General features: G+C 44.5%; 2 protein-coding genes. Both read right to left on the reverse strand.

All coding sequences use genetic code 11. The features are described from left to right. The coding region (locus ACLOR3_RS00870) for a peptide deformylase (protein ID WP_412036895.1) at positions 1-216 on the reverse strand (216 nt) is incomplete at its 3' end. A gap of 107 nt (positions 217-323) precedes the next feature. After that, positions 324-695: ROK family protein (locus ACLOR3_RS00875; RefSeq protein WP_412036896.1), on the reverse strand; the 372-nt coding region annotated here is incomplete at its 5' end.

The following is a 695-nucleotide window of genomic DNA, read 5'->3' on the forward strand; positions in this document are numbered from 1 at the left end:
TAGAACAGGGTTAAAGAGAACCAAGGGCATCAAACCAAATTGGATAATGATCACTCGCTTGCGTACACCAATCATATTAGCCGCCATGCCAACACAGGAATCCTGGTGAGCTCGTAAGGTATCTTGTAAGTCTTGTACCAGATACAAATCCTCTTTTGTCGCTTCTTCAGATACTTGACTCAAAAAGAAGGGATCCTTCATAATGGCTTTTTCCATCATTTCTCCTCTCTTGCTTAAAAAAGAGAAGGTCATTCATCCATCTTCCCGACGAAGAACTCCCTCCCCTAGCATTTCATGCTTTTTGTTGTTTCAGCCTTACCTGATTAGTCTTTTTTGCCGACTTGTTTTGCTAAGACAAAGTTACCCAAGGTTGCTGAACCATTTCCAGCTACCGCAGGAGTCACGATGTAGTCACGAACATCTGGAACTGGTAAGTAGCCGTTCAATAATACTGTGAATTTTTCACGAACGCGATCCAACATGTGCTGTTGTGCCATCACTCCTCCACCAAATACAATCACATCTGGGCGGAAGGTTACAGTCGCATTGACAGCAGCTTGGGCAATATAGTAGGCTTGGATATCCCATACAGAGCTATTGAGTTCGATATTTTCCCCACGAATACCAGTACGAGCTTCCAAGCTTGGACCAGCCGCAAGACCTTCTAAACAGCCTCTGTGGAATGGACACACACC

The organism is Streptococcus intestinihominis, assembly GCF_046824975.1.
Classification (GTDB): domain Bacteria; phylum Bacillota; class Bacilli; order Lactobacillales; family Streptococcaceae; genus Streptococcus.